At 55.5% G+C, this 23,690-nt stretch carries 18 protein-coding genes; 8 read left to right on the top strand and 10 right to left on the bottom strand.

What is annotated here, in order from left to right; all coding sequences use genetic code 11:
* Positions 1 to 24: 24 nt before the first annotated feature.
* From I6L32_RS15875 to I6L32_RS15845, 7 genes are all read right to left on the bottom strand, one after another.
* Positions 25 to 1,203 (bottom strand): glycosyl hydrolase 53 family protein, encoded by a 1,179-nt coding sequence (locus I6L32_RS15875; RefSeq protein ID WP_052130432.1) that lies wholly within the window; start codon positions 1,201 to 1,203, stop codon positions 25 to 27.
* Between the two features lies 1 nt (position 1,204).
* The gene (locus I6L32_RS15870; RefSeq protein ID WP_216944156.1) at positions 1,205 to 1,552 is read right to left on the bottom strand and encodes a glucose PTS transporter subunit EIIB; all 348 of its coding nucleotides are present in this window, start codon (positions 1,550 to 1,552) and stop codon (positions 1,205 to 1,207) included.
* A 54-nt stretch (positions 1,553 to 1,606) separates the two neighbouring features.
* Positions 1,607 to 3,661 carry a beta-galactosidase gene (locus tag I6L32_RS15865; protein ID WP_254203842.1) on the bottom strand — a complete coding sequence of 685 codons (2,055 nt, stop codon included), beginning with the start codon at positions 3,659 to 3,661 and terminating at the stop codon, positions 1,607 to 1,609.
* Between the two features lie 63 nt (positions 3,662 to 3,724).
* Positions 3,725 to 4,924 carry an arabinogalactan endo-beta-1,4-galactanase gene (locus I6L32_RS15860; protein ID WP_041212960.1) on the bottom strand — a complete coding sequence of 400 codons (1,200 nt, stop codon included), beginning with the start codon at positions 4,922 to 4,924 and terminating at the stop codon, positions 3,725 to 3,727.
* 22 nt (positions 4,925 to 4,946) lie between these two features.
* Positions 4,947 to 5,798: a sugar ABC transporter permease gene (locus I6L32_RS15855; protein WP_041212959.1), complete on the bottom strand. Its 852-nt coding sequence runs from the start codon at positions 5,796 to 5,798 to the stop codon at positions 4,947 to 4,949.
* Positions 5,799 to 5,810: 12 nt separating this feature from the next.
* The gene (locus tag I6L32_RS15850; protein ID WP_041212958.1) at positions 5,811 to 7,115 is read right to left on the bottom strand and encodes a carbohydrate ABC transporter permease; all 1,305 of its coding nucleotides are present in this window, start codon (positions 7,113 to 7,115) and stop codon (positions 5,811 to 5,813) included.
* Between the two features lie 78 nt (positions 7,116 to 7,193).
* Positions 7,194 to 8,396, bottom strand: a complete 1,203-nt coding sequence (locus I6L32_RS15845) for an extracellular solute-binding protein (protein WP_223302544.1) — start codon at positions 8,394 to 8,396, stop codon at positions 7,194 to 7,196.
* A gap of 587 nt (positions 8,397 to 8,983) precedes the next feature.
* Here I6L32_RS15845 and I6L32_RS15840 point away from each other — a divergent pair.
* From I6L32_RS15840 to I6L32_RS15825, 4 genes are all read left to right on the top strand, one after another.
* On the top strand, positions 8,984 to 10,066 hold the full coding sequence (locus I6L32_RS15840) for an ABC transporter ATP-binding protein (RefSeq protein ID WP_041212956.1): 1,083 nt from the start codon (positions 8,984 to 8,986) through the stop codon (positions 10,064 to 10,066).
* A gap of 298 nt (positions 10,067 to 10,364) precedes the next feature.
* Complete coding sequence (locus I6L32_RS15835) at positions 10,365 to 12,407, top strand: methyl-accepting chemotaxis protein (RefSeq protein ID WP_216944155.1); 2,043 nt, start codon at positions 10,365 to 10,367, stop codon at positions 12,405 to 12,407.
* Between the two features lie 25 nt (positions 12,408 to 12,432).
* Positions 12,433 to 12,852 (top strand): hypothetical protein, encoded by a 420-nt coding sequence (locus I6L32_RS15830; protein WP_041212954.1) that lies wholly within the window; start codon positions 12,433 to 12,435, stop codon positions 12,850 to 12,852.
* A gap of 123 nt (positions 12,853 to 12,975) precedes the next feature.
* Positions 12,976 to 13,980: a glycosyl hydrolase 53 family protein gene (locus I6L32_RS15825; protein WP_216944153.1), complete on the top strand. Its 1,005-nt coding sequence runs from the start codon at positions 12,976 to 12,978 to the stop codon at positions 13,978 to 13,980.
* Between the two features lie 209 nt (positions 13,981 to 14,189).
* Here the strand turns inward: I6L32_RS15825 and I6L32_RS15820 are convergent, their stop codons facing one another.
* Both I6L32_RS15820 and galR read right to left on the bottom strand, forming a co-directional pair.
* Positions 14,190 to 15,476, bottom strand: coding sequence for a maltoporin (locus I6L32_RS15820; protein ID WP_216945183.1), 1,287 nt, complete (start codon positions 15,474 to 15,476; stop codon positions 14,190 to 14,192).
* A 496-nt stretch (positions 15,477 to 15,972) separates the two neighbouring features.
* Entirely contained in the window at positions 15,973 to 16,974 is a 1,002-nt protein-coding gene (galR, locus tag I6L32_RS15815; protein ID WP_041212951.1) for an HTH-type transcriptional regulator GalR, read from the bottom strand.
* Between the two features lie 312 nt (positions 16,975 to 17,286).
* Here galR and galE point away from each other — a divergent pair, with 312 nt between their 5' ends.
* The 3 genes from galE to galK are packed head-to-tail and all read left to right on the top strand — an operon-like array spanning position 17,287 to position 20,540.
* Positions 17,287 to 18,306 (top strand): UDP-glucose 4-epimerase GalE, encoded by a 1,020-nt coding sequence (gene galE / locus I6L32_RS15810; protein WP_041213009.1) that lies wholly within the window; start codon positions 17,287 to 17,289, stop codon positions 18,304 to 18,306.
* Positions 18,307 to 18,332: 26 nt separating this feature from the next.
* Positions 18,333 to 19,373: a galactose-1-phosphate uridylyltransferase gene (gene galT / locus I6L32_RS15805; RefSeq protein ID WP_041213008.1), complete on the top strand. Its 1,041-nt coding sequence runs from the start codon at positions 18,333 to 18,335 to the stop codon at positions 19,371 to 19,373.
* Between the two features lie 9 nt (positions 19,374 to 19,382).
* A complete protein-coding gene (galK, locus tag I6L32_RS15800; RefSeq protein WP_113070408.1) occupies positions 19,383 to 20,540 on the top strand; it encodes a galactokinase in 1,158 nt (385 codons plus the stop codon).
* Between the two features lie 653 nt (positions 20,541 to 21,193).
* Here the strand turns inward: galK and I6L32_RS15795 are convergent.
* The gene (locus I6L32_RS15795) at positions 21,194 to 21,487 is read right to left on the bottom strand and encodes a hypothetical protein (RefSeq protein WP_216944151.1); all 294 of its coding nucleotides are present in this window, start codon (positions 21,485 to 21,487) and stop codon (positions 21,194 to 21,196) included.
* A 1,970-nt stretch (positions 21,488 to 23,457) separates the two neighbouring features.
* On the opposite strand from I6L32_RS15795, the gene I6L32_RS15790 reads away from it, so the two are divergent.
* Entirely contained in the window at positions 23,458 to 23,616 is a 159-nt protein-coding gene (locus I6L32_RS15790) for a hypothetical protein (protein WP_162901958.1), read from the top strand.
* Positions 23,617 to 23,690: the final 74 nt, after the last annotated feature.

Genomic DNA, 23,690 nt, shown 5'->3' with positions numbered 1-23,690 from the left:
TGTCATCTCTTCAATGTGAAATAGTCAGCGGGTCGGGGCAAAGGCGGCCAACGCCGGCAGTCCTCTGCCCTCCCGATCAAACAGGGCCTGGTTCTCCCAACCATTACCGAGGGGTTCGTCTATCCCGAGGAACGCCATGCCAGCCTGACTGGCCCAGCTGTCACCGGTGACCCGGATCCAGCCCGGCTCCCAGTAGACAAACCCGAGCCCGAGCCGATCCGGCACTGCGCCAATAGCGGCACGCAAGGCATCGAGAAACGCCAGTTGCCCCTCGGGCGTCGCAGCAAACCCGCCGCGCACGGCCTCCTGCTCACCGAAGGCGTTGCGAACAGCGTCCTGGTTGACGGTGTCGTGCCCATAGGCGGTCTCAACCACCAGCAGCGGGAGTCTGATTTGGGTGGCAAGGCTGTTCATGGTGCGCGAGAGGTCACCCAAGGATCCGTGCCAATAGGGGTAGAAGGAGAGACCCACCAGATCGAACGGCACATCGCGCGCCTGCATCGCCTTGAACCAGCGCAGGCACTGAGCCTCATCCCCTCCTTCAGCAAGATGCAGCATCAGTCGTGGGGTGATCCCCCCCTCGCTGCCAGCGCGGATCCCGGCGATGGCCGCCTTGAGCAGCTGGGCCAGTCGATCGAACCCCTCCTCTTCTTCCTGTCGGTGTAGTTGCCCCAGCGGCCACAGCATGCCGTTATTGAGTTCGTTGCCGACCTGTACCATTTGCGGCGGCACCCCAGCCTCGCGCAGGCGCTGCATCACGGCGGCGCTGTAATCGTGCAACATCGCAGCCAGTTCTGCTTCCGACTTGCCTCGCCAGGTCCGTGGCGTGTACTGCTTGCCCGGATCGGCCCAGAAGTCGCTGTAATGAAGATCGAGCAACCAGGGCAGGTTGAGGGACCGGCTTCGCTGCGCCAGTGCAATCACCTTTTCCAGATCATTGTTGCCACCACCAAAGGGTTCCCCCTTGGCCGAGCGGGGATCGACCCACAGCCGCAGGCGCACCAGGTTGAGGCCACGCTCGCGCATCAGGGTTAGCAAATCCCCCTGTCGCGTCTCGTCCTGATAGTGAACGCCCAGGCGCTCGAGTTCGGCCAAGGTGGAGACATCCGCCCCTCGGATGGCCAGGTTGTGAGGAGCGGCTCCAGCCCCTGCACTGATCGCTCCCAGCATGACCAACAGTGGCCAGCTCAGCGGGAGGTACATGCTAGTGTTGCTCCGGCTCGTGCAGCTCGAACCACTGACCGAGCTCGCGGCGCAGGTTGTCCGAGCGCTTGCCGAAGATGGCCTGCACCTCGTCACCGATGATGATGACGCCGATGGCACCGAGACCTTGCAGCGCCTCGCTATCGACCTGCAGCAAGGCATTGACCTTGACCCGCAGCCGGGTCAGGCAGGCGTCAAAGCTCACTATGTTGTCGTGCCCACCAAAGGCAGCGATGAGCGCGGTGATGGCCGCCTCGTCCAGCCCGGAGAGCGGCGCCTCGGTCGATTTTTCCTCCTTGTGGCCGAGGGCGGCGGCGAACAGCCGCTTGAAGTCCTGCATCTTGACCATTTGAATCTCCTAAACATAAAAAAAGAGGGCGAAGCCACTGGCTCCGCCCCGCAATCAACGGGCGCGACGCAGCACTCGGCAGCCGAATGGAGGCAGCACCAGCGAATCGCTCAGCGCCTCACCGCTCACCATGTCACTGTGACCACCCGGCAGAGTGACCAGGCGCTCGGCGTTGGCGAAGTTTTGCACGAACACGAACTCCTGCTCACCATCGCTGCGACACTGAGCTGTGACCCCCTCCGGCAAGGCTGGCAAAGCACGCGGCAGGGCCAGGGTCTCGATGAGATGGCCAAAGAAGTCGCGTTGGAACGCCAGATCATTTCGCGAGGCGACATAATAGGCGCGACCTGTCCCGTGCTCGTTGACCGTCACCGCCGGACGTCCGGCATAAAAGTCACCGTCATAGCTGGCCAGGGCCCTCGCGCCTTCCAGATGGATGAGATCGCAAAGGTGAGTGACTTCGTAAGGGCCGCAGAGTCCGGCTTCGTTGCCAGCAAGACCCGAGACGGCGTTACGTTCCTCGTCATAGAGACCGTCTATCTCCTCTGCCCAGATCCCAAGGACCGGGCGCAGCGGCCCTGGGAATCCCCCCAGGTGACAGAGATCGGTCTCGTTGACGATGCCGCTCCAGTAAGTGGTAACAAACTGCCCACCTCGTTTGACAAAGGCGTCAACCCGTTCGGCAAAGCCATCGCGCACCATGTAGAGCATTGGGGCGATAACCAGGTCATAGCCATCCAGCGCGCAGTCGGCATTGATGACATCCACCGCCACCCCTGCCTCCCAGAATGGGCAGTAGTGCTCGGCTACCGTCTTCTCGTAGAAGAGGCCGGCATTGCGCGGCCCCTGGGCATTGTCCATGGCCCAACGGCTCTCCCAGTCGAAAATGATGGCCACTTTGGCCTCGACGCGGCTGCCAGCGACCTCTTGCAACTTGGCCAGGATCTCGCCTAGCGCCTGCACCTCGCGGCCCACCCGGGTATCGATGTGACCAACGTGATCGACCACGGCGCCGTGGAACTTCTCGACCGAACCACGGCTCTTGCGCCACTGGAAGTACTGCACCGAGTCGGAGCCGTGGGCTACCGCCTGCAAGGAGGAGAGGATATGCATTCCCGGCTTCTTGAGCTTGCTGATGGGCTGCCAGTTGGTCAGGCTCGGGGTCGACTCCATCAGGAAGAAAGGTTTGCCTCCCTTGAGAGTGCGCATCAGGTCGTGATACATGGCGATGTACGCCGCCAGGGTCGAGTCATCGCCACTGTTGTGCCAGAGGGGGTAGCTGTCCCAGGAGATGAAATCGATCTCCTTGGCCAACTGCCAGTAGTCATAGTCGTAGAAGTACTCCATGAAGTTGGTGGTGGCCGGCAGGCTCGGGTTGGCCGCCTTCAAGGGCTTGATCTCCTCGGCACAGAAATCGCTCACCTGGGCGGTATTGAAACGCTTCCAATCGAGGTTTAGGCCGTGGATCGAGCTCTCGCCGATGGGAGACGGGGATTCGATCTGTGACCAGTCGGTGTAGGTATGGCTCCAGAAGCTGCTCCACCAGGCGTGATTGAGCGCTTCTATGCTGCCATAACGAGCCTTGAGCCAGTCACGAAAGCGCTCCTGACAAAGCTCGCAGTGGCACTCGCCGCCGTACTCGTTGGAGATGTGCCAGGCGATGACACCTGGATGATGGCCGTAGCGTTCGGCCAGGGCACCGTTGATAGCGCGCACCTTGTCACGATAGACAGGCGAACTCATACAGTGATTGTGACGGCCACCGTGCAGTGCCTTCACACGTTCCTTGCTGACCCGCAGCACCTCGGGATAACGCTGGGAAAGCCAAGCCGGGCGAGCACCACTTGGTGTGGCGAGGAAAACTGACACACCGTTTTCGTGCAAGCGATCGAGCACCGTATCGAGCCAGCCGAATTCATAGCGCCCCTCTTGTGGCTCCAGGGAAGACCAACTGAAGATGCCGACCGACATCACGTTGCAGCGGGTCTGCTTCATCATCTCGAGATCGCGCTCGAACACCTGGGGATCATCCAGCCACTGATCCGGGTTGTAATCAGCACCATGCAGCAGAGCGGGCACCCGTTCACTGAGCGGGGGAAACTTGAACATCACACATCTCCTAAAACGAGGGGGCGCCGGTCATGGCCGGTCGCCCTATCGGTTGAAACCGGGTCAGTTGAATACCTTGATCGAGGGGAGCACATGGCCGGAGCAGTCAAACAGCGCCTGGTTCTCCCGGGCATTGCCCTCTTTCCAGTCGTCGTTGTTGTACTTCATCCCAGCCTTGGTGGCCCAAGTGGCACCAGGGGTTGGCAGCCACGCTGGCTCCCAGTAGAAGACTCCCTTGCCACGCCCGTCCGGTACCGCCACCACGCTCTTGATCAGATCGCGCAGGAAGTCGGCCTGCCCCTGTACGCTGGCCGGGTAACCACCGTCGCTCGCCTCCTTGGCAGTGAAGTTGTTCTCGGCGTTGTCGCAGTTCTCCGTGGTGTAGCCGTAGGCGGCCTCGACCACGATCACATCCTTGCCATAGCGCTTACTGATGTCATCCATGTTGGCCTTGAGGGCACTGATGGGGCCGTTCCAGTAGGTGTAGAAGGAGAGTCCGATGATATCGAAGGGCACCTCGCGCTTGGCGACTTCATCAAACCACCAGACGAAGGTGTCGTTTTTGGTGCCCTCAGCCAGATGCAGCATCACCTTGATATCTTTGCCGTGCTCTTTCACAGCACGTACACCAGCCTTGAGCAGTGTGGCCAGGCGATCAAACTCCCCACCGTTTTGCCCCCAGCTCTTGCCCTCTGGCCATAACATGCCACCGTTGATCTCGTTGCCGACCTGCACCATGTCAGGCATCACACCGGCCTTTGCAAGGGCATCCATGCTTTCCTTGGTATGGGCGTAAACGGCATCCGCCAACTGCTCGACTGACATCGTACGCCACGCCTTGGGCTTGTTCTGGCGGCCCGGATCCGTCCAGAAATCGCTGTAGTGGAAATCGAGCAGGAACTTCATACCAAGGGCCTTGGCACGCTTGGCAAGCGCTATCGTTGCAGCCAGATCGTTGTTACCACCGCCGTAAGGCTTGCCGTCCGCATCCTTGGGGTCTACCCACAGGCGCAGGCGAATGTAGTTAAAGCCGTTCTCCTTGAGGATTGCCATGGCGTCCTGTTGCTTGCCACTGGCATCAAAGAACTTGCCACCAAATTTCTCTACTTCGGCCAACATGGAGACATCAGCCCCCTTGATGAACTCCTGCGGTACCACAACTGGTTGCACCACCACATTTTCGGCCGCCACGGCGGGGGCATGCATACCCAACATGCCGGTGGCGAGCAGCGCCGCCATCACCAGCGTCTTCTTGATTTTCATGTCGAACGTCCTGTTTAACGGATTAACCTTTGGTCCCACCTGCGGTAAGACCGGAAACGAAGTACTTCTGCAAGGAGAGGTACAAGATGGCCACCGGCACCGCGATGAGCACAGCTCCCGCCGCATAGGTGGTGTAGCTGGCCCCCATCTTCTGGGCGACCAGGTTGTAGAGACCAATGGGCAGGGTGAACTGATCCGGGGTGCGCAATATGGTGCTGGCCAGGATGAAGTCGCCAAGCGGGCCGGTGAAGGAGAACAGTGCAACCACCGCAATGATGGGCTTGGAGAGCGGCATGATGATCTCGATAAAGATGCGGAAGTTGCCCGCCCCGTCCATGCGCGCCGACTCGTCGAGATCCTTGGGGATGGCATCGAGGTAACCCTTCATCAGATAGGTGTTCATCGGGATCATGCCGCCCACATAGACCAGCACCAGCGCCAGATGGCTGTTGACCAGACCCAGCATCTGGGCCAGCACGAAGATGGCGATGAGGGCCGAGAACTGGGGCACCATCTGCAACAACAGGAACAACATCAGGCCATTTTGCCGCCCACGGAAACGAAAGCGCGAGAAGGCATAGGCAGTGAAGCTGACGCTGATGAGGGTCAACACCATGGTCAGGAAACTGATCTTCATCGAGTTCCAGTACCAGGCGGCATAATCGATGCGACCGTCAAACAGCTCCTGATAATGAATAAAGGAGAAGTTTTCCGGGATGATCGAGGTGTTGAGCAGGCTGCTGCCCGGATTGAGAGAGGCTCCAACCGTCCAGATCAGGGGATAGATGATGATCACCGCAACCATAGCCAGCAGCAAATAGCTTAGGGTCAGACGGATGGCATTACTCTTTTTCAGACTGTGTTTGGCACTCATGGCTGGATCTCCTTACACCATGTCGTCTTGCTTGAACGAATTGGTCGCACGGAACTGCCACAGGGCAATGCCGACCACGAAGATGGAGAGCAGAATGGTGATGCTCGCTGCAATCGCATACTGGGATGACGACATGGTCAGCTTGTAGATCCAGGAGACCAGGATGTCGGTGCCGCCGGCATTGGAACCAGCCACCGCAGGTCCACCGTTGTTGAACAGGTAAATGATGTTGAAGTTGTTGAAGTTGAAGGTGTACTGGGTGATGAGGATCGGAGCGATCGAATACAGTACCAGGGGCAGCGTAATGGTGGTCAGCTTGTGCCATGTACTGGCACCGTCGATGGTGGCCGCCTCGTAGAGATCATCCGGGATAGCCTGCAACACCCCAGTGGTCATGGCGAAGACGAACGGGAAGCCAAGCCAGGTCTGCATCAGGATGAGGGCCGTCTTGGTCCAGAAGGGATCTGTCATCCATGCCTTGGGGTCGATACCCAGAGAAGCCAGAATACCGTTGTTGATGACGCCAAAGGTCTCGTTGAACATGCCGGCGAACACCAGAATGGTGACAAAACCGGGCACTGCCCACGGCAGGATCAGGATGGTGCGGATAAGCGGCTTGAAGCGCAGATCCTTCTGATTGACCAGGATCGCCAGCAGCACCCCGACCGAGCATTGCAACGTGGTGGCGATCAGCGTCCAGATCACGGTCCACTGCAGCACGTCGAGCAAGGTCGAACGCCACAGATCGAGCTTGAAGATGTTGATGAAGTTCTTCATCCCCACCCAGTCCACCAGCTTGGCCGGCGGCGTGTGGTAGAGATCGTAGTTGGTGAAGGCGATGGAGAAACCAAAGATGATGGGGAACACCACCACGAACACCAGCAGGATGAAGCCCGGGGTGATCATCAGATACGGGAACCCTTCGCTCAGCAGCAACTGGTATTGCTTGCGCACACTGGTCAGCGCTACGCCACGATCCCGGCGATCGCCATTAACATAGGCGTCGCGGACGCTCCAGTAGTAGATGGCGCAACCAAAGATGGCCACCAGTACGCTGATCACCCCCTTGGCCAGGAGGAAGACGGAGTTGTCCCGGGGCAACTCCGTGCCGAGGGTAAATAGCCCCCAGAACCCTTGAGATAGAAAATCATGGAATACGCCGAAGAAGCAGGCCATGACGGTGAAAAACAGGGTGCCCTTGACCCATTGCCGGTTATACCACTGACCGAGTCCCGGGATCAGCGAGAGCAGGGCGGCCACCTTGGCATGATGGGTTCTTGTACCGATCTGGGTAAGCGATCCGGAATCGACAACCACAATGTACCTCCTTTCCATTAAGAGCCCGGGCGGCCACGAATGCCGCCCGGCCCGAATTGGGCCTGCGCCCAACTTGTGTTATTGCTGCGCGTGGTTGACTTCGATCTGCATGTTGATGTTCTTGACTGCACCTTCCAGTGCCGCCTTCACATCCTGCTTGCCAGTCACGCCAAGCTGCAGTGCACTGTTGGCAGGGGTCCACACCTCTTGCATCTCGGGCACGCTCGGCATCGGAGTGGCGAAACCGGCCTGAATGGCCACGGCACGGGATTTCTCGTCATCTTTGATGAGCGGATCGTCAATCAGCGCCTTGAGCGGCGGGATCTCGCCGGTCTTCTCGAAGCGGACTTTGGCGTACTCAGGCTGGTTGATGAACTCGATGAACTGCTGCGCCAACTCTTTCTGCTTGGAATAGGTAGAGATGCTGTACCCTTTCACGCCGAGGAAGGAGCGCATATGCTCGCCATTGGGCAATGTCGGCAGCGGTGCGACACCGTAGTTCACCCCCGCATCCTTGTAGGGCTGGAACGACCAGGGTCCAGTAATGACGGCAGCAGCCTTCTTCTCGGTGAACAGGGAATCGATGGCGTTGGCACCGGTCTCACCCACGATACCGGCCGGGAAAAGTCCTTCACTGTAGAAACGCTTGAGGAAACTCACTGCATCGACCGAGCCCTGGTTGGCCAGGCCCACGTCCTTGACGTTGAGCGAACCGTTGGGGTTCTGGCCGAAGATATAACCCCCCATGGCGGCCACTACACCGTAGGAGTAATAAATCTCATCAAACTTGGCGAGCAGGCCGTATTTGTTCTCCCCGCGCAGGGTCTGTGAAGCCTTGATCAGCTCGTCAAAGCTCTCGGGAGCCTTGGGTAACAGGTCCTTGTTGTAAACCATGACGATGGTCTCCACCGCCTTGGGCAGGCCATAGAGCTTGCCTTCATAAGTCTGGGCATCCACCGCAGGTTTGGTGAAACCAGCCAGATAGTCGGCCCCCGGCTTGATCTCGCTGATCAGCCCCTGCACCACGGCAGTACCAACCTGATCATGCGGCAGTACCAGCACATCCGGACCGATACCGGCCGGGCCATCCAGGCGCAGCTTCTCGATCTGCTGGGCATAGGGAGTTTCGAGGATCTTCACCTTGACGTTGTGCTTGGCTTCGAACGCTTTGACAGCCTCCTCAATGCCGTTTGATTTCTTGATGTCTTCCCACACCAGAAGTTCACCGTCAGCGGCACGGGCTACCTGGCCCAACCCCATAACGCCCAAAGACAACAACATTGCAGCAGTCAATTTGTTGATTTTCATATGATTTCCTTGTCCCTAACTCAGGTAAAAGCAGGTCTTCTCAGACCACGTAGGCAAAGTGAGTGTTACGATTCCATCCAGTCGGTGTAACTTCTGAAGCTTGTTACCAATTCGGGTGTAAAACAAAGCACAACCACATTACACGCCGGACTGGTCTGGCCTCTATGACACAACCTCACTACCACCTAATGCAATGAAAAATAAATGGTTTAATCCCATACATCAGATCCGGAGCAATACGCTCTATCACTTGATTTTTGCCTTACACAGCTCTTCGAGTGCACTGGAACAGCAAAAAAGGTAACGATTACACCGAATGGCTCTACGGTAAGCGGTGCTTGCCCAGCCTGCCAGTAGCACGTACCAAGGCTGTGATCTCATGCACAAAAGAAACAGCATTTTGTGCAACCGCTTACACCTGACTGATATAGTCCTCCCAAAGCCACAGAGTGAAACGGTGTGAAACGCCTTCTCCCTCCCAGGGCAAAGAAGCCGCAGCAGGGGCATGACTGCCCCCAGCATTTGCAGCTAAGGCATTTATTATCAAGGAGTTAAAGCTCATGGCGAGTATCAGGCTGAACAATGTGATCAAGCGTTTTGGCAGCAATGTGACCCTACATAATGTGAATCTGGATGTAGAAGATGGTGAGTTCACCGTCTTTGTCGGTCCTTCCGGTTGTGGTAAATCCACTCTGCTGCGCATGATCGCCGGTCTGGAAGAGATTTCGGACGGCCACATTGCGATTGATGAGCAGGTGGTCAACGATGTAGCCCCGGCTCATCGCGGGGTGGCCATGGTGTTCCAGTCCTATGCCCTCTATCCCCACATGACGGTGGCCGAGAACATGGGCTATGGCCTGCGGGTCAATGGCGTGCCGAAAGAGGAGATAACCCACCAGGTCAGCATGGTGGCCAAGACGCTGCAGCTCTCCCACCTGCTCGATCGCAAGCCCAAGCAGCTCTCCGGCGGCCAGCGCCAGCGGGTAGCCATCGGCCGTGCCATCGTGCGCAACCCCAAGGTGTTCCTGTTTGACGAGCCGCTCTCCAACCTCGATGCCGAGCTGCGTGTCGAGATGCGCCTGCACATCGCCAAGCTGCATCAGGAACTCAAGACCACCATGATCTACGTGACCCACGATCAGGTGGAGGCCATGACCCTGGCCGACAAGATAGTGGTGATGAACTATGGCAAGGTGGAACAGGTCGGCTCGCCGATGGAGCTCTACTACAAACCCTGCAACCGCTTCGTGGCCGGTTTTATCGGCTCACCCAAGATGAACTTCCTGCCGGCCCGCGTACTGGCCTGGAGCCCGGAGCAGATCCGGGTCAAGGTAGCCGGCCAGCAGGAGCTCACCCTGCCCATCCTCACCGAGCGACTCGAGCCGGGCAGCGAGATCTCCCTTGGCCTGCGTCCCGAGCATGTGGTGCCGGGCGCAGAGGGGATCCACCTCGCCTTTACCTGCGAGGTGGTGGAACGTCTTGGCAACAGCACCTACCTGTTCGGTCAGTGCTGCGGCACCGACGGCTTCAAGCTGCTGCTGGCAGGGGATGGGGAGTTTCATCCGTACCAGAAGATGGATGTCTTCTTTGCCCCGCAAAATTGCCTTGTGTTCAATGCCGAAGGGCTCAGGATCAGCCGCTGAACGCGGCTACTGCATGCCCCGATCCATTTTGCCCCCGCCAGTCGGGGGCTTTTTTTTATCCCCGGGCGCGGGACACAAAATGAGAGCGGGCTCGCAACCCTGGACAAATCCCGTACAAGGGTGCCGAGAAAGAGTGTAAAAGATTCACAAAACAATGAAAACGTTACACTAAAAATCAGAATCAGGTGCCCTCCCTTATCGCGGCCTTATCTTTTAACGAGGTAAAGCACTGATAAAATATGACTTATCACTTGTGTCATCAGGCTGGGTTGACTCAAAACCATATGTAATCGATACCATGAACTTGCGCACTCGTCACCTTTCCATCATCCAGCGCCTAGCGCTGGGCTTTGCCGTCATCCTGTTGCTGCTGCTGCTCTCGGTGGCCCTCTCTCTCTACGCCGGCCAACGGCTGGCCGACCAGGTGGGGCTGCTCGCCAGCCATACCGCGCCGACCCTGGTGCAGAGCCGCGCCGTGACCCGCGATCTCTTCACCCTCGACCGACATCTGGGCAACGCATTGTTGCAGACCGGAGAGGAGGAGCTGGGCGCCGCCCGCGAGCAGATGCAGCAATGGCAGGCCCGTTTCGACCAGGATCTGGCCACCTTGGCTCGACAGATAGCGGGGGAGCCGCAACAGAGTGCGCGCGTCGAGAGCCTGCGCGAGCAACAGGCCGCCTACTGGCAACTGGCCCAGCAGTTGGTCGATGACTATGCCCACAACCGCCTCGAACAGAGCAAGCTGGCGGCCGACACCCGCCTTGGCGACACGGCGCGCCAGCTTGCCAGCGCCCTCGATGTGCTGCTCGCCCCTCTGGGCAGCCACCCCGCCGTGCTGCTCAAGAGCCGCCTGCTGGCAAACCTGGAACAGCAGGTCAGCGCCACACAGGAGATCCTCAAGCAGCAGGATCCGGCCCCCGTTGCCGCACGTCTGGCTGCCAATGCACGCGCCAGCGAACAGGCGGCGGCACTGCGCCAGGAGCTGGCACGCCAGCTCGCCGGCCAGGAGGATGCCTTCGGCGTGCCCCTGAGCCTGGAACGCGGTACGGGTGCCAGGTTCGATACCCTCGCCACCCTGCTGGCCGGCCCCGAGAGCCTGCCGGCACGCCACCTGGCGCTGGTCGAACAGAGCATCATGTTGCGCAACCAGAGTGTGCAGGCCAGCCGCCTTATCGACAGCCTGCTAGGCGATCTGAGCGAGCTTGACGCCGCGATCGACGCTCAGCTTCGCCACAGCACCGCCGGCAGCGGCGCCATCCTGCTCTGGCTGCGCCTCGGGCTGTGCGCTGGCCTGTTGCTCTCCCTCGGTCTCGGCGCCCTGGTGCTGTGGCACCTGGTGCGCGCCATCCGCCAGCCACTGCACCACATCCTCACCACCCTCAAGGCCCTGAGTCAGGGAGACATGCGCCAACGCGTGCCGCTACTGCGCCACGACGAGTTCGGCCAGCTTGCGACCGGCATCAACGCCCTGGCCGACGAGATGAGCGGCATGCTCGGTCAGATAGTTCAGGCCGCCGATGCCCTCGGCCGCATGGCCAGCCAGAACCAGCACGCCCAGCATCACGCCCAACTTGCCATCGGCGAGCAGCGCAACGAAACCACAGGGGTCTGCAGCGCCATGGAGGAGATGGACTACTCGGTGCGCGAGGTCGCCGGCAGCATAGGCCAGACCGAGCAAACCCTCGGCAACATAGCCGCGGCGGCCCACGCCGCCAGCCTGCGTGGGGCGGCGACCGGTCAACGGCTGCAGCAACTGGCTGACGAGTTGGCGGAGTCGCGCCGCAGCGTGGAACAGGTGCAGACATTGAGCGTCAGCATCGGTGACATCCTCGCCCTGATCGAGCGCATCACGGAGCAGACCAATCTGCTGGCCCTCAACGCCGCCATCGAGGCGGCCCGCGCCGGCGAACAGGGGCGTGGCTTTGCCGTGGTGGCCGACGAGGTGCGTCAGTTGGCGCACCACACAGCAGACTCCACCACCCGCATCCAGGGGATCATCGACGATCTGCAGCAAAGCACCCGCGGTGCGGTCGCCACCATGCTGCGCTGCCACGACGCCATGGCCCAGAGTCGCACCGACAGCGACGCGGGTTGCGCCACCCTAGCCGAGCTATCCCAGGCGCTGCAGCAGGTGGCCGAGCAGAGCAGCCGTATCGCCAGCGCGACCCTGCAGCAACAGCAGACCAGCGCCGAGATCGCCCGCAACATTACCAACATCACCCGGATTGCCGACGACAACCAGGGCGCCCTGGCAAAGGTGGCACAGACCAGCGACCAGTTGCAGCAGCTATCGCAGCAGCAACTGTCGCTGACCCGCCGCTTCACCCTGCAGAGCGCCTGAGCACACACCACAGAGAGGACCATCCATGTTCAAGAAGACACTGTTGCTGACTACCCTGATCGCCTGCCTCCAGCCCGCGCTGGCCAACGAGGAGGATCCCCTGGCCCGCCCGCTGTTCCTGCGCGGCGAGATGAACAACTGGGAGGCCCCGGCAGACCAGCAACTGGTTACCCAGCAAGGGGACTTGCTGTCGGTCCAGGTGGCCTTGCAGGCCAGTCACGGCGCCTACAAGTTCAAGATTGCCGATGAGAAGTGGAAGGCCGACACCACCTATGGCCAGTTCGACCCCGCCGCCAAGGTCGAGTCGGACAAGCCGGTGGTAGTCAAGGCCGGCTGGCAGTGGAGCGACATGAAGTTCACCCCGCCCAGCGACGGCCAGTATCGCATCACCCTGGATCGCCGCGATCCCCAACACATCCAGGTCACCGTCTCCCCCGCCGGGTGATCCCAGGGCCGCCGCAAGGCGGCCCCAGCCTCCGCCGGGATGGCGCCGCACAGCGACGCCATCCCGGCGCGGGACTGCCTCCCTGTCGCCACCCTACACACATCCAGACAGGAGATAACAACAATGAAGAGACATCTGCTTACCACCCTGCTGCTTGGCGGCGCCCTACTGTTTCATGGCCAGGGAGAGGCCATGGTCAAGGGAGCTGACGTCAGCTGGCTGACCCAGATGGAGAAAGCCGGGTACAAGTTCTATAACGACGCCGGCCAGCAGCAAGATCTGTTCAAGACCCTGAAAGAGCACGGTATGAACACCATCCGGCTCAGGGTATGGGTCAATCCTGCCGATGGCTGGAACAACATCAGTGACGTCATCGCCAAGGCCAAGCGGGCCAAGGTGGCCGGTTTCGATGTGCTGATTGACTTCCACTACAGCGACAGCTGGGCTGATCCTGGCAAGCAAACCAAACCTGCAGCCTGGCAGAGCTACACCTTTGATCAGCTAATGTCGAACGTATGGTGGCACACCTACAACTCCCTCGTTGCCCTGAAAAACGCAGGAATTACCCCCAAGTGGGTGCAAGTGGGCAACGAGACCAACAATGGCATGCTCTGGGAAGAGGGGCGCGCCTCGGTCAACATGAAGAACTTTGCCTGGCTCATTAACAGCGGCTACGACGCTGTCAAGGCGGTCAACAGTAGTACCAAGGTGATCGTCCACTTGGCCAACTGTGAGAACAACACTCTCTATCGCTGGATGTTTGATGGTCTCAAGAACAACGGCGCCAAGTGGGATGTAATTGGTGCCTCCATCTACCCAACACAGAGCGGTAACGGTGACTGGTTTACCCTCAACAACCTCTGCTATGACAATCTATCCGATATGGTGAGTCGATATGACAAAGAGGTGATGATCGTGGAGGTTGGCATGCCTTGGGATGACCCGAAAAACAGCTATGACACCATCGCCGATCTACTCAACAAAATGAAGTGGATCACTAACAACAAGGGCCTCGGCGTGCTTTATTGGGAACCGCAGAGTTACAAGAACTGGCAGGGTTACAGCCTGGGATTGATGGACAATGGTGGCAAACCCACCTACGCACTGGATGCTTTTCTGTTGCAGTAATTGACCCGTTAAAGCAAAGGCGCAGCCACAATGCTGCGCCTCTTTTTTTCAAAGGAGATCTCCCCTTCAACATACTGCCTGATGGTTCTTCAGTGGAATGCTCACCTCCCCCCAACCCCATCATTTCACGCAGGTCCGGACTAATCATTTCGAGACGACATTAAAAAAGGAGCCCGGTTGGGCTCCCATGATATTGATGAATCGTTTTTTTACCACCAGGCTTCGGCCTGAACACCAAAGTTCCAAGTGTGGTCATCTTCACCACCGTTGAAGGATTTGCCTTCGCCATCTTTCAAATAGCTGGCGAACACACGGATCTCCGGGCGAGCAAACAAGCTGGGTCCAGCTGACCAGGCTTGAGCCAAGGTATATTTCTGGCCACTCGATTTCTCTTCAGAACCGCTTGTCCAGGTCTTGGTAGTTTCATAAGTACCGGCTTCAACCAGCGTCTTCATGATGTCAGTCCACGCATAACCACCCCGCGCGACGGCGCTGAACAGTTCGGTGTTGTCATGCCATGCTTCAAGTTTCTCACCCTTACCGTAAGTGAAGACATGGTTCACACTGAATTTCTCACCCATGGGAATGTCACCCGTCAAAATTACACGGTATCCCTTGGCATCGTCGGTCAAATGCCAAACATCATACCACCCACCCCCCTGGGAGATCATGTTCTGGGCCAACCCTTTGTCAGCATATTGCAGCACCAACTTCTCGTAGATGCGGCTATCGGCAAAATATTGACTCATCTCTGCCGTCAGCATGACACCATTCTTGGGATCATAGAGATTACCGACCTTCTTCTGTTCATCGGTCGGATTAGGCATCGCATAGCTGACGCCCGCTTCGGTCCAAGCCCCTTCCCAGGGAGCCCAGCCGGCATAGCGCAGGTCCAGGAAGTTGACGTTGAGGTCATTGTTGACAATCGAGTTATCGATATCGTTGCCATCGGACCGGATCCAGGCCAGTGAGAAGGCGCCTGGGCCGGCCTTGAGATTCTCAATACCGGCGCCAGCTCCCGAGATATTCCAGTACTTGGTATCGATGATGTGGAGATCATGACGCTGGTAGAAGCGCTTGCCAGCCCAGACCACCGCATCGGGCGCGGCTGAGAGCAATCCCTTGGCCTTCACATTGAATTGGCGCAGGGCAAAGGTTGCATCGTCCTTACACTCTTTTTGATCGAAGTTACACACTGTGGTGGTACTTTCATAGTCATTAGAGCCATCGCTCTGCATGCTAAACATGCTGTCAACGTAGAAAGTCTTGCCATCCTTGTTGTAAACCTCCTGACCAATACCAATTTCGGTATAGGTATCGTTTTCGTTACCCAGGCGGCCGACAACGTTCTGTCGACCAGTTTGCATATCACCATCCTGGGACACACCTATGCCAGAGCGAAAATACCCTGTGAAATCAACAGCATTAGCATTTAATACTGTCATTGACAGAGCGAGGGCAACGGAAGTCGTCAGTAGCTTCACTTTCATAGTTATTCCTTTATTCCACTGTTGCATTGTTATCCTGATAAACCGCTTACCAGTCCAAAAGGAAAGCGCTTTCACTATCCGAGAGGGATTATAAGAACAACGTCGTAGTGAATGACATGACGAAACTCACATATTTGTAATAATTACACTAATAAATAAGATATCCTTCTGATTGTCATTACACATCCATAGGTAAGTCGTTGATTTTAAATAAATAAAACAAACCAACCAGAGTGTTATCGATTACATAAGGAGTGAGCGGTAGTTCTCAAGCATGGTTGACGTTAAGGGTGATGAAGGTGATGTGCAGAACATGAAGCCTCTCTTGCGGAAGCATCTCCTGGGCACCAGGAGGCTATTTGTTTCGCCAGAGCGTCTAGTTCAGAGGTTTTGAAGAGGAGGACATTGAGGCATTAAAGAGGAAGATGAGACTTTAAAAAGGCAAGGCCCGAGCTGGTAACCTTGCCGTAATCGCTATAGGCCCACAAGCCCAGCACTTGGACTAATCAATGGTGCGAACCGAGTGACGGCGAACCAGTGTCGGGCTAAACATATGCGTCGTCTGGGGCAAAGGCCCCCCCTTTGCCAAAGCAATGGCCAGCTCTGCAGCCTGAGTGGCCATAGCAATGATGGGATAGCGCACCGTTGTCAGACGAGGGCGCAGGTAGCGAGATATCAACACATCATCAAAACCCACCAAAGAGAGGTCTTGAGGTACATCAATCCCGTTATCACTAAGCACTGACAAGGCCCCCGCCGCCATTGAGTCGTTATAGCAAACGACGGCTGTCATCTGTTGCCCCCGACTCAGCAACTCCGTCATTGCTGCCTCCCCCCCCAATTCATCAGGACTACCACGGGAGATCAGACGTTCATCAACCGGAATATTGTGCTCTTGCAGTGCGTCCAAATAACCCTGCAGACGGTCCTGAGAGTCTGATATCTGATGATTTGAGCACAGGAACCCTATCTTCTTGTGCCCTTCCTGGATCAGGTGACGAGTTGCAAGCCAAGAACCATAGCGATCATCCAGCGCAACACAACGGGACTCGAATCCAGGAACAATACGGTTGATAAGCACCATTCCAGGAACATAGCTCATCATCTGGATCAGCTCTTCATCTGGCAGCATTTTGGCATGAACCACCAGGCCAGAGCAGCGATGCCCTATCAACTGCTCTATTACATGCTTCTCTTTGGCTGCGTCGTGGTAGCCATTTCCTATAAGCAGAAAATTCCCCGTAGCTTGTGCCACTTGCTCGACAGCTTTAACCATGGTGCCAAAGAAGGGATCAGACACATCAGCAACGATCAATCCCAAGGTGTCATTGTTCTGATGGGCCAATGCTCTCGCGTTCGCGTTGGGATGGTAGTTGAGTTCATGCATCGCCTTGAAGACTGCGTCTCGTGACGCCTGACTCGCCTTTGGCGAGTGATTGATGACGCGTGAGACGGTGGCGACAGATACGCCTGACAGGAGTGCTACATCTTTGATGGTTGCCATGAATTAGCTTTTCCGGTGAACGGTATAAATAAAAACCAGTGCTGTACTGGGTCAAGATACTACCGACATTTCCAATACCTGACACGGCTTTCATATCAAAAGCGAGAGCATTCTATCAATACGAGCGTCTCGCTGTGTAATCTATTTACATACACCCTTATCCATTCTCATGCTCATCGCGGTGAAAAATGTGACAAAAATCACATCAAATGGAGATGCATCTTCCAGGAGCTTGTTCACAAGCGCAGAATAAGGGAAAGCGATTACACTAAATAAAACCCAATTAAAACTAGCGCCAAGGAGCGAATCATGTTGAAGATACTCGTGACAGGTGGAACTGGTTACATAGGTAGTCATACCTGCTTGCAGCTTATCGCTGCCGGGATGACCCCCATCTTGTTGGACAATCTGGTTAACAGCAAAGAGAGCGTCCTCGAACGTATCCACAGCCTCAGCGGACTGCGCCCCCAGCACTATCACGGTGATGTGCGGGATGCCGACCTGCTGGATCGTGTGTTTGCAGACCAGCAGATAGATGCCGTGATCCATTTCGCAGGCCTCAAGGCCGTAGGGGAATCGGTACAAAAGCCTCTCGAGTACTATGACAACAATGTCAGCGGCACCCTGGTGTTGCTGCAGGCAATGCGACGCGCCGGGGTCAAGACCCTGCTGTTCAGCTCATCTGCCACCGTCTATGGCGAGCCGGAGATCATGCCCATCACCGAGGAGTCGCCCACCTTTCACGCCACCAATCCTTATGGTCAAAGCAAGCTGATGGTGGAGCGCCTCATCAAGGACTTTGCACACTCAGCCCCCGACTGGTCATTGACCCTGTTGCGCTATTTCAATCCGGTGGGCGCCCATCCCAGCGGCCTGATGGGCGAGGATCCCCAGGGCATTCCCAATAACCTGATGCCCTATATTGCCCAGGTGGCAGTGGGCCGCCGTGCCAAACTCGCCATCTTTGGTGATGACTACCCGACACCAGATGGTACCGGTGTGCGGGATTACATTCATGTCATGGATCTAGCCGATGGCCACGTCGCAGCCTTGAAACATGCGCTTGGGCAAGCTGGCGTCCATGTGTACAACCTGGGCACTGGGCATGGCTACAGTGTCCTGGACATTCATGCCGCCTTCTCCAAGGCCTGTGGCCGCGAACTGCCTTATGAGATCGTGCCGCGCCGCGCAGGGGACATAGCACAGTGTTGGGCAGATCCAACACAGGCCTATAACGAGCTGGGGTGGAAGGCTTATCGCACGCTTGATGAGATGGCGGCTGATACCTGGCGCTGGCAATCCCAAAATCCAAACGGTTACCCCCTTCCATGAATATACAGAACGAGACAGACCTTACTATGCAATTCGAACCGACCGACCACCCTCACCGTCGTTACAACCCATTGATCCAACAGTGGGTTCTCGTTTCTCCCCACAGGGCGAAACGCCCTTGGCAGGGCCAGCAGGATGAACCCGATCGTACCCAGCGCTCCCCTCACGATCCGGATTGTTTCCTCTGCGCCGGCAATACTCGCGTCACTGGTGACAAAAATCCGGATTATCCGTCGACCTTCGTTTTTACCAACGACTTTGCGGCACTGATGGTTGATACACCTATGGCCCCAACCAGCGAGGACCCCCTCTTCCAGCTAGAGAGTGCACGCGGCACCAGCAGGGTAATCTGCTTCTCACCGGATCACAGCAAGACCTTGCCCGAGTTGTCTATCCCCTCCCTCACTGCCGTGGTCAACACCTGGTGTGAACAAACTGCAGAGCTGGGGCGCGAATACCGCTGGATCCAAGTATTCGAAAACAAGGGCACCATGATGGGGTGCTCCAATCCCCATCCCCATGGGCAGATATGGGCCAACGACTTCTTGCCCAACGAAGCCGCGCGGGAAGATGTCGCCCAACGGGAGTATTTTGCCAAACATGGTCGAGCCATGTTGCTCGATTATGCGGAACGCGAGCAGGCTGACGGCAGCCGCACCGTAGTGGAAACGGAACACTGGCTGGCAGTAGTGCCTTATTGGGCTGCCTGGCCCTTCGAAACCCTGTTGCTTCCCAAGTTTGCGGTAACACGTCTACCGACACTGACACCGCAACAGCGTGCAGACCTCGCACTGGCGCTCAAAAAACTGACCAGCCGCTATGACAACCTGTTTCAGTGCTCCTTCCCCTATTCGATGGGATGGCATGGTGCGCCATTCAATGGCGAAGAGAATGATCACTGGCAGTTGCATGCCCACTTCTACCCGCCCCTGCTGCGCTCTGCGAGCGTACGCAAGTTTATGGTGGGCTATGAAATGCTGGCAGAAACACAACGTGACCTGACGGCAGAACAGGCGGCAGAACGCCTGCGTTCCGTCAGCGATATCCATTTTCGTGAACAGGTTTGAGGTTGAGACATGAGTATTGAATCGCCACACAGCGTGACTGAACATACCTTTTACACCCAGTATGGTTATCGCCCGACCCTCGCCATTCAGGCACCTGGGCGTGTTAACCTCATTGGGGAGCACACGGACTATAACGATGGTTTCGTGCTACCCTGCGCCATCGATTATCAGACCGTGATCAGTGCTGCCCCCCGCCAAGACAGTCTGATCAGGGTTATCGCTGCCGACTATCACAACCAACTGGATGAATTTGACTTACGCCACCCCATAGAGGCGCGCCCGGAATACCTGTGGGCCAACTATGTGCGAGGCGTCGTCAAATATTTGCTATTGCGAGGCTGTCAACTGACAGGGGCAGACCTGGTAATCAGTGGCAATGTACCTCAGGGAGCAGGCCTGAGCTCTTCCGCCTCTCTGGAAGTGGCAGTAGGACAGATCTTCAAAGAGATGAATCACCTCGACATCAGCCAAGCAGATATCGCCCTTAATGGACAACTGGCGGAAAACAGGTTCGTCGGTTGCAACTGCGGTATCATGGATCAGTTCATCTCGGCTCTGGGTCAGCAAGATCATGCTCTGCTGATCGATTGCCGCAGTCTGGATACCCGTCCTGTGAGCATTCCAGCCGACATTGATGTGGTCATCATCAACTCGAACGTACGCCGGGGCCTGGTGGATAGCGAATACAATACCCGCAGGGCACAGTGTGAAGAGGCCGCACGGCATTTTGGGGTCAAGGCACTGCGTGACCTGACGATGACCCAGTTCACCGAGCGAGCCAACGAACTGGATCCTGTCGTCGCGAGCCGTGCACGCCACGTCATCTCCGAGAATGAACGAACGCTGGCAGCGGCCGATGCGCTTGCCAATGAAGACATGGTCATGATGGCCGAATTAATGGCGCTGTCCCATGCCTCGATGCGTGATGATTTTGCCATCACAGTGCCTGCTATCGACGCCTTGGTCGACATGATCAAAGAGATCATCGGCAGTCGTGGTGGTGTGAGGATGACTGGTGGCGGGTTTGGTGGCTGTGTGGTTGCATTGGTTCCACAGTCACTGACAGCAGCAGTGTGCGAACAGGTTAATATTCGTTATCCCCAAGTGAGCGGTCTGGCCCCGAGTATCTATATCTGTAAGCCCTCCGCAGGAGCTGGCCCCCTCTGATTTTTCATTGCCACCTTAATGTCATGATCAGCGAAAACAACTCTACATATGTCCAAGCTGATCATGACACACATTGAATCGCCACTGGTTTTGTAAACACCTCGCAATCCAGACTCGCTTACGACATAGGTTAGAACATCTCAGGAGAACGAAAAAATAAAGCGCCACCGTTATGGAGGTGCATTACATCTCTACAGGCTAGTGTTTCAAAGCCGTGGTGAGTTCATTATTGAACAGCGACAGTGAGCTCAGGATGCCAAAATGCAACGAGCTGCCCGTTAGACCGGCTGAAATATTGGCTCCAGAAGGTTTCTAAATTCTGGATCATCTTGCCACTGCAGTAGCCGTTCTTTGCATCGGTTTGCACGAATGCCGCATCATGAACATAGATTCGCGCTCCTTTGAAATCAGCGAGAAGATTCTCCCTCTAGACATTGACCAGCTAAACGGATGGAGAGATGTAACGGATACCTTTGGACTAACTCCTTTTGAATTGCCGCACCAAGCCAAAAGAAACCAAAGTAAGCTGTGACAGAGGGCCGGTAGAACCACTACAGCCGTCATTGTCGCCACCATCATTACCACCGTTATCAATATTGACGCCTTGCACAGTGATAGCGATTGGCTTGGTGATCACGTTAGTGCCAGTACCGCTACGCAAACCGAGGGGGACGCTCTTGGCAACCACAAACTACCAGATCACGGGCTGTCATGCGCACTGTGTAGGTCGGATTGCCCGCCGCATCGAGTACCGCTTGGCAAGTGGTCGGGTCAAAGCGCACCAATTGCGAGATTCCATCGTTGTAGTGTTGGCCAACAACGGCGCTGCCAGATTGGTTATACAGCTCTACAGAAAGACGCTCGGTTGCTACATCAGTACCGGAGGCAGTGATGGTTACGTCGATGTACAGTTTGTCATTGGTCAGGGTTGTGCTGTCTATTGCCATGACGAAAGTGCGGTCAGCAACCTCCTCGGCATGAAGCCCGCACCAGACCCTTTTGCCCATACGTAGTAAGCACGGAGATTACCATCTGGCATTTTCATCGTGCTTGAGGCATAAGGGCTGTGTACAGCGCAGGTCAGGTCTTGAATGTCTTGTTAGTGCAAATACCATCCCAAAGACGGTGGCGCTTTGATACCAAAATCAGGGCCGTAAGAATCGCGTACTCCAACGACTTTCTCATTGATCAGCATAACAAGTCATGCGGTTGGCGTTCAGCACGGTATCGCTCATAACAGAGGATCTGTTTTACCTCGAAGTGCAGATCTACATAAGCGCCATTGTTAACGATATCTGTACGTTGACTTGCGTAATAATCGCCCATAGCCGATACGCGCTGGTTAATGGTGTTAAACACCTTTTCCACACCATTCTTATCGACAATGAACAGGGCACTATGACGTTAACATCAATAGTAGCAGCGGCTGTTACCACATTACTTGCAACCAATACCACAGCCATCAGGAACCTCCTTGACATCATTAACCCCACCAGAACTGATGTTTTAATTTGAGTGCACGAAATAATATTAAGATACCCCTTCATACAAGGAGGAGTATATTTCCAGCAAGTTAACCTTCTAATTTGTGAAACTATGTACAGGACATTTTTACCACAAATCGCTGTGGCTTGAGTGGAACAAACTTAAGGGACGATGAGCCGATCATCACCATCAATTTCAAATCCTCATCATGAACAAGGCACTTCAGTCGCTCGCTGGTAGAAACAATGATGGCGCATTTCAAAAAGTTGATGGAGGGCACTGGATCAGGGATGATAAGTAAAACCTTATGTGAGCGCGATAAACAAACTGAACACCCTTGGTTAGCCAGTAAGAAAGCCCGCGTGTCACAGCCAACTGGATCTGGGAAATCAGGCTAATTTAGACAACAACGCCACATATCCGAACAAAGCTACGACCATTAAAATATCATCCTCAATACAGGTTAATGACAGGGTTAACTTGATGGCATATAAAGGGGCTATTGCCATAATATGGCAATTTTTATCGAACATTTTTCCATTCTTACAGCTATGATTTCATCATGTACACAAACCCTACTCATTAAAAAATATAGTTTTAAAAAACAATCTGTTAGGTGAATTAAACTACTATCTAAATGTCAAAAACTTGTGCCACAATATGGCAATGAGCATTTGGCGCTGCCATATTTTGGCAGACACTCCCACATCTCCCCTTACTGAACCGGCTTATCACACAGATAACTCAGAAAATTCATTAAAATATGAACAAATAGTGACTAAACATGCAAATACAATCACTTAAACACTCATCTCATTGTCTTGTCCCACGATAGTACAATGGGATACCATTAATTATAACCAGGCCCCCTTAACGAGCCTCAAACGCTCCCCTGCACTGAGGGGGCTTTATTATGTATATTGTGTAGCCTTCGGCGCTATATTATAGATGCTCAATAATTATACCTTTTTCATTCTGGCTTTCATTGACATCTCACTCTAAATATGTATTTCAGGATGAAATGTTCTCTATATAGAGAACCTCTTAAATAATATTAATGCTGAGTGATAGCATTACGATTCCATTCACTGGCGGAGAAAAAATAAAGAAAACACCTCTCCCCCCAGAATAAAAATTGAAGAAACCTGATTCTGAAATTTAATAATATATGCAGCTCTCATCAATGTTGTATTCTGGTGATTCCATTATCCAGACTTGTTCAACTTGGCAGCTCTGGAGTAAAGCAACCGAAAGTTGGTAAACACAGACGGAAAACGGGGTCAGTTTTTTCGGACACTACATCTCGGCATTCCAACTCCCCTCTGCACCATACCTTACAGAATTTCCATTTTTTGCCCCCTGTTAGATGGCTTCATTTTTCATACATTGTCGCTATCCAGTACATCCACTGGAGATGACAAGGAGATCTATGATGAGCAACAGCAAAAAACCAATGACCACAGAAGCCGTATCTCGTATCCATAGTGCTGAAGCGCGGAGTAACGGAGGTGGTGTGAGTAAAGACAGTTTCACCGCGCGTGCACAAAAAACCGCTGCAGTCACCCCGCCAAAACCGGAAACTAAAAAGTAAGGAAACAACATGTCTAAAAAAGATGACGACGATAACCGCTCGCGTCAATTAAACCCCGAGCACGATGCCTACTG

This window comes from Aeromonas sp. FDAARGOS 1402 (assembly GCF_019046925.1).
Classification (GTDB): domain Bacteria; phylum Pseudomonadota; class Gammaproteobacteria; order Enterobacterales; family Aeromonadaceae; genus Aeromonas; species Aeromonas caviae.
This window is presented reverse-complemented; position numbering and strand designations above follow the sequence as displayed.